We start from the raw sequence: 231 nt of genomic DNA on the forward strand, positions 1-231 counted from the left end.
CCTTGAGCGCATCGTCCGGGGCCACGCCATTCATGGGCGTGACGAAGGCGTACACGCCCTGGCCCTTCAGGTCGTGCGGGTAGCCGACCACCGCTGCTTCGGCGACGCTGTCATGCAACACCAGCGCGCTTTCCACCTCTGCGGTGCCGATGCGGTGCCCGGACACGTTGATCACATCGTCGATACGCCCGGTGATCCAGTAGTCGCCATCGGCGTCGCGGCGGGCACCGT

The 231-nt window shown here is 67.1% G+C and carries 1 protein-coding gene; it reads right to left on the reverse strand.

Features of this window, described 5'->3' with window-relative positions:
- Positions 1–231, reverse strand: a 231-nt coding sequence (locus R0J88_RS23960; RefSeq protein WP_410901452.1) for an AMP-binding enzyme, incomplete at both ends; no start/stop codon positions are given.

The organism is Pseudoalteromonas sp. SIMBA_162 (assembly GCF_046535955.1).
GTDB classification, from domain to species: domain Bacteria; phylum Pseudomonadota; class Gammaproteobacteria; order Enterobacterales; family Alteromonadaceae; genus Pseudoalteromonas; species Pseudoalteromonas marina.